Consider the following 611-nt stretch of genomic DNA (forward strand, 5'->3'; position numbering starts at 1 on the left):
ACCCACATATCAAAGCCACGGATCTGATTGGTCCAGGCAATCCCCAGATCGGCGTTTTCCTTTGTGTTGGCGTCGGCGATGCGGCCATTCCAGGCCAGCGTCAACTTGACTTCCCCGGATTTGAGAAGCTGCGGCGGCTGCGCGCCAGCCTCCCACCAGACGATGTCTTTTTTGATCGTGTCGAGCTTCTTGAACGCTTGATCGACACCGGCGGGAGTTGCAAGTGTCTTGTAGACGTCCGATGGCGCGACGCCATCCGCTATGAGCGCGACTTCGAGGGTGTCCACCGGGCTCTTGCGAAAGCCACGTTTGCCGGGGAAGCGGGTCGTGTCAAAGATGTCCGCCAGTTTGGTGGGCGCCGTTGGGAATGCCTGCTTCTGGAACGCCAGGACCGTGGCATAGACACTGGTTCCCACGGCGCAATCAGTCAGAGCACCATCCACAAGGCCGGCGGCCTTGAAGCCCGCATCGCCGCCGATTTTTTCAAGCAAGCCCTGATCGCAGGCGGTCGCGCCTGTTTGCGGATCGACGTCGATGACATCCCAGGCAACATTGCCGCTATCGACCGTGGCACGCAGCTTGGCCAGTTCGCCGCTCCATGTATCCTGGGT

The 611-nt window shown here is 60.4% G+C and carries 1 protein-coding gene; it reads right to left on the reverse strand.

The window, feature by feature from the left end:
- On the reverse strand, positions 1-611 hold a 611-nt coding region (locus EN750_RS37965; RefSeq protein WP_127399505.1), incomplete at both ends, for an extracellular solute-binding protein.

The sequence above is a fragment of the Mesorhizobium sp. M7A.F.Ca.ET.027.03.2.1 genome (assembly GCF_003999175.1).
Classification (GTDB): Bacteria; Pseudomonadota; Alphaproteobacteria; order Rhizobiales; family Rhizobiaceae; genus Mesorhizobium.